Source organism: Streptosporangium sp. NPDC006013 (assembly GCF_040614275.1).
Lineage (GTDB): Bacteria > Actinomycetota > Actinomycetes > Streptosporangiales > Streptosporangiaceae > Streptosporangium.
The window spans coordinates 1-4,858 of record NZ_JBEXUE010000635.1; the positions used below are offsets into that span (position 1 = coordinate 1).

The 4,858-nt window shown below is 69.4% G+C and carries 6 protein-coding genes and 1 pseudogene; 4 read left to right on the forward strand and 3 right to left on the reverse strand.

Annotated elements, in window-relative coordinates; all coding sequences use genetic code 11:
* Nucleotides 1–24: 24 nt before the first annotated feature.
* Nucleotides 25–132, forward strand: coding sequence for a 2Fe-2S iron-sulfur cluster-binding protein (locus ABZ260_RS46650; protein ID WP_355631200.1), 108 nt, complete (start codon nt 25–27; stop codon nt 130–132).
* Here ABZ260_RS46650 and ABZ260_RS46655 read toward each other — a convergent pair.
* Nucleotides 83–604, reverse strand: a pseudogene (locus tag ABZ260_RS46655) (GTP-binding protein); the annotation flags it as partial. The gene ABZ260_RS46650 and the pseudogene ABZ260_RS46655 overlap by 50 nt on opposite strands.
* 74 nt (nt 605–678) lie before the next feature.
* On the opposite strand from ABZ260_RS46655, the gene ABZ260_RS46660 reads away from it, so the two are divergent.
* Together ABZ260_RS46660 and rpsT are read left to right on the forward strand one after the other, a co-directional pair.
* Nucleotides 679–1,680 (forward strand): hypothetical protein, encoded by a 1,002-nt coding sequence (locus ABZ260_RS46660; protein ID WP_355631191.1) that lies wholly within the window; start codon nt 679–681, stop codon nt 1,678–1,680.
* 168 nt (nt 1,681–1,848) lie between these two features.
* Nucleotides 1,849–2,124, forward strand: a complete 276-nt coding sequence (rpsT, locus tag ABZ260_RS46665) for a 30S ribosomal protein S20 (RefSeq protein WP_350913227.1) — start codon at nt 1,849–1,851, stop codon at nt 2,122–2,124.
* Between the two features lie 266 nt (nt 2,125–2,390).
* On the opposite strand, the gene holA is transcribed toward rpsT, so the two are convergent.
* Entirely contained in the window at nt 2,391–3,362 is a 972-nt protein-coding gene (gene holA / locus ABZ260_RS46670; protein ID WP_355631194.1) for a DNA polymerase III subunit delta, read from the reverse strand.
* Nucleotides 3,363–3,471: 109 nt separating this feature from the next.
* On the opposite strand from holA, the gene ABZ260_RS46675 reads away from it, so the two are divergent.
* Nucleotides 3,472–3,627 (forward strand): hypothetical protein, encoded by a 156-nt coding sequence (locus ABZ260_RS46675; RefSeq protein WP_343979879.1) that lies wholly within the window; start codon nt 3,472–3,474, stop codon nt 3,625–3,627.
* On the opposite strand, the gene ABZ260_RS46680 is transcribed toward ABZ260_RS46675, so the two are convergent.
* A partial coding sequence (locus ABZ260_RS46680) for a ComEC/Rec2 family competence protein (RefSeq protein WP_355631197.1) occupies nt 3,624–4,858 on the reverse strand: 1,235 nt, incomplete at its 5' end. The two genes, ABZ260_RS46675 and ABZ260_RS46680, sit on opposite strands and share 4 nt — an antisense overlap.

Genomic DNA, 4,858 nt, shown 5'->3' on the forward strand with positions numbered 1-4,858 from the left:
GCCCAGGGAGGCGAGTGGCATCCCATGCAGCAGGCCTTTCACGAAGAGCACGCCCTGCAGTGCGGGTACTGCACCCCCGGACACCGGTCTTGCCGGAGACCCTCAGCACGTCCCCCGGGTCGCAGCCGATGAGGTGGGCGATCTCCGCGGCGTACTTCTCCGGCTGGGCGGCGGGCAGGTCGATCTTGTTGAGCACCGGGATGATCGTCATGTCGTTGTTCATGGCCAGGTAGAGGTTGGCCAGGGTCTGCGCCTCGATCCCCTGTGCGGCGTCGACCAGCAGGATCGCGCCCTCACACGCCTGAAGCGACCGGGAGACCTCATAGGTGAAGTCGACGTGCCCGGGAGTGTCGATCATGTTGAGGACGTAGTCGGTCTCGCCGACCTTCCACGGCAGCCTGACCGCCTGCGACTTGATCGTGATGCCGCGCTCGCGCTCGATGTCCATCCGATCGAGATACTGGGCGCGCATGGAACGGTCGTCGACCACTCCGGTGATCTGCAGCATGCGGTCGGCTAGCGTCGACTTGCCATGGTCGATATGCGCGATGATGCAGAAGTTGCGAAGCACCGCGGGGTCGGTCTGGCCAGGCTGAATGCGCACCGGGGTCCGTTTCAACAGATTGATGACGATCACACGACTGGCATGCCAGCCGCCTTCCATGGTGACATGTCCGGGTGATTGCCCGGACCAGAGCACGACTCGGCCTGCGTTTTCTCGCTGTGGTGGCGGCCCTGCTCCTTGCGCTTCCAGGGTTGGCCGTGGCCACCCTCACCCTGCAGTTTACCGGGACGCCCGCCCCGTGGGCGAAGACGACCGGCCACGACGCCCTGTGGCTCGGCCACGCATGGGTCGACGGCAGGAAGACCCACGACGACGTGCGGACGCTCGCCGCCAGGCTCCGCAAGACCGGTATCAAGGACGTCTATCTCCACTCGGGACCGTTCGACCACGACGGGACGTTGCCCATCGAGAGATATCCCAGGGCCGTCGACCTTCTGAAGTGGTGGCGCGAGGAGTTGCCGAAGGTCAGGATCTCGGCCTGGCTCGGCCAGAAGGTCGACGGCACCCTGGACCTCGACGACGCGGCCTCCAGGCAGCGTGTGCTGGACGGGGCGCGCGCGATCATGGCGCTCGGCTTCGACGGCGTGCACTACAACTTCGAGCCGATCGGCGACGGCGACATCGAGTTCCTCGACCTGCTGACTCGGACCCGCGCGATCGTGGGCGACGGTCTGCTCTCCACCTCGACCCCGCAGATCGAGCCGTTCCCGCTCACCCGCCCGGCCGTACGCGCCGTCCTCGGCCACGACAAGTACTGGTCGCCCGACTACTTCCGCCAGGTGGCGAAGCTTACCGACCAGGTAGCGATCATGACCTACGACTCGTATCTCCCCTTCCCCTCCGTATACGGCGGCTACGTCGTGCGGCAGAGCACGCTGGCGCTGGAACTCGTCCCCGAGGAGAAGACGGTGCTGATCGGCGCCCCGGCCTATCACGACCACGGCGTCTCCTGGGCCGACGAGGCCGAGAGCGTCGAGAAGGCGGCCAGAGGCGCCCGGCTGGCGCTGACCTCGTACGGCAAACCCCGTGAGCGGTTCGGGCTGGCGATCTACGTCGACTTCGCCGCCACCAAGGAGGACTGGGCTGAGTACGACAAGTTCTGGTTCAAGCCATGAGGATTACGGTCCGAGCGATCAAAATCACACGCTAAACTGATCAGGCATCCCTCTGCCCGGCCTGTCGATTTGAGCGACGACCTCGGCAGTTGGTAGCCTAGTCAACTGCGTGTGGCGCGCCCTCTCTGCCCGCGCGCCCCATCCAACGACATTCACCGAGGCTTCTTCGTGGCGAACATCAAGTCCCAGATCAAGCGCAACCGGCAGAACGAGAAGGCCCGGCTGCGTAACAAGGCTGTCAAGTCTTCCCTGAAGACGGCCATCCGCAAGTTCCGCGAGGCCGCCGACCAGGGTGACGTCGAGCAGGCCGCTGTGCTCCAGCGCGCCGCCGCCCGCCAGCTGGACAAGGCTGCCAGCAAGGGCGTCATCCACAAGAACCAGGCCGCCAACCGCAAGTCGGCGATCGCCCAGCGCGCCGCCGCCCTGTCGACGGCCACCAAGTAGTTTCAGGTTTCGCGGACGCCGCCTCCCTCACGGGGTGCGGCGTTCTTGCGTTTCATCCGCCCGTGACGCTTGGCGCACCGAGTTTCTCGCCCCTGGTGGCCTCGTGACGCGTCGCCGGCGGCGCACCTTCGCGGGCCGGGGAGCGTGTCCCCGCCCGGCTGGCCCCGTTTTCCGCACCTGCCGCATCGTTGCAGATCAGCAGCTATATCTGATCCAGTGCAGCGGGTGATCACCCCAGGTCGATCGGGTCATGTGCGGAATGCAGGCTAGCGTCCGGTGCGGCTGGCGACCACGGTCTGGACCATGTGCTCCAGCGCGTACGCGGGGTCGGCGCCGCCGCCCTTCACCTGAGCGTCGGCGGTGGCGACGGCCTGGATCGCGCGGGCGAGGCCCTCGGGCCCCCAGCCGTTCAGCTGCCGCTGGACCCGTTCGATCTTCCAGGGCGGCATGCCGAGCCGGCCGGCGAGTTGACCGCCCCTCAGGTTGCGGGGAGCACCGCCCACCTTCGCCAGCGAGCGCAGGCCCCCGGCGAGCGCACTGACCAGCAGGACCGGTGCCGTACCGGTCGCCAGGGCCCAGCGCAGTTGCTCCAGGGCGTCGCCCAGGCGCCCCTCGACTGCCGAGTCGGCCACGGTGAACCCGCTGACCTCGGCCCTGCCCCGGTGGTAGCGCGCCACGGCGGCCTCGTCGATCGCCTTGCCGGGGGTGTCGAAGGCGAGCTGGCTGCAGGCGGCGGCCAGCTCGCGCAGGTCGTTGCCCACGGCGTCGAGGAGCGCGGCGGCGGCGTCCGCCCCGATGGTGCGCCCGGCCCGTTTCAGCTCCGCCTTGACGAACGCCAGCCGCTCGGCCGGTTTGGTCACCTTGGTGACCGAGACCACCTGTGCCCCGGCTTTCTTGACCCCGTCGACCAGTGCCTTCCCCTTGACGCCCCCCGGATGGACGAGGATCAGCACGGTCTCCTCGGCCGGGTGAGCCGCATAGGAGACGACTTCGGCGATGACGTCCTTGCCGAGGTCCTGGGCCGAGCGGACGACCACCACGGACCTGTCGCCGAACAGCGAGGGCGACGTCAGACGGGTGAGCTCCCCGAGCTCCATCTTCGCGCCGGGGAGATCGTGCACCTCGGCGGTCGGATCGGCCGCCCTGGCCGCCGAGGTCACCTCGCTCACCGCGCGGTCGGCCAGCAGTTCCTCGTCGCCGAGTATCAGGATCACGGGTGCCGGATCGGTTGCCGCCATGCCGAGCAGCATGCCACGTCCCGGTGGCGGGAGGGGCATCGGCAAGTCGTTCGCAATTGGAATGCAGGTGCCGTGAGGCACCCTGGGAACATCACAGGAGGTGAAAACCATGACGAACTCCACTATTCGCCGCCACGCCTGCCCGCGCTGCGGAACATCCCTCGACGAGGGCCCGATCATGTACCGCTGCGCGCGCTGCAGCCGGTCGGTCTACGCCGCCGACGTGGACACCGAGTTCCGCCGCCCGGCCAAGGTCACGTCCTAGCCCCGTACCGTAGCCCCTCCGGCCGGAGCGCTCCTTTGGGGGATGACGGACAGGGCTCCCCCACTGTCCACCACGGCGAGGTCCCCCGACAGGTCCGTCCGGTGGACGCGCACACCGAGCCGGTACAGCGTGGCCAGGGTCGACGGGGCGGGATGGCCGTAGTCGTTGTCCGCCCCCACGCTGATGAGGGCGGCACGAGCACCGATGGCGGCGAAGAAGGCCGGGTCGTACCTGCTGGATCCGTGATGCGGAACTTTGAGGATCTCGGCGGGCGGCAGGCCCCTGCGGAGCAGCTCCGCCTGAGCCTCGGTCTCGATGTCGCCGCTGAGCAGAGCCGACCCCGCGGCCCAGCGAACATGCACCACGACGCTGGCGTTGTTGACGGCCGCTCCCTTCCCCGCGCCGGTCAGGGACGCCTCGGCCACCGGGCCGATGACCGTCAGCTCGGAGGGCCCGAACCGCCAGCTCGCCCCCGGACTCGCCACCCACTCGACCACACGGCGGCGGGCGAGATCCTCGCTCAGCCTCACCCCCTCGTGCTCCCCGGCATCGCCTCCGGTGCCGCGCGGGGTCACCAGCACCGCTCCCACCGCCCGCCCGCGGAAGACACCGTCGAGCCCTCCCACATGGTCGAGGTGCGGATGGGTGAGGATGACCAGCGGCACCTCCCCGATTCCCATGGAACGCAGACAGCGGTCCACCCGGACGGGATCGGGCCCCGCGTCCACCACCACGGCTCGCCCAGGCCCTGCCGCGACCAGTAACGCGTCTCCCTGACCGACATCGCAGGCCACCAGCAACCATCCGCGAGGCGGCCAGCGAGTCACGATCGGCGCGGCCACCGTCACGGCGAGAACCAGGCCGACGACGGTCGCCAGGGCGATCAGGCGTGTCCCCCGGTGCCGCAGTACCAGCACGGCGAGCGGGACGGCAGCGGCCAGCAGGAGCAGCCCGGTTACACCGCCCGGCCACGGGAGCACACCCAGCGGGAGCCCCGCGGCGTGCCCGGCCACCTCGATGATCCATCCGGTGGCCAGACCCGCCGGCCGGACCAGCAGCTGCGCGAGCCCCATGTGCAGGGGGGCGACCAGCGCCACCACGAAGCCGAGCAGGGTGGCCGGGGCCACGGCCGGGCCCGCGAGCAGGTTGGCCGGGATCGCCACCGGTTCGAGCTGCCCGGACATGAGGACCAGGACGGGGGTGACGGCGGCCTGGGCCGCGGCGGCCACGG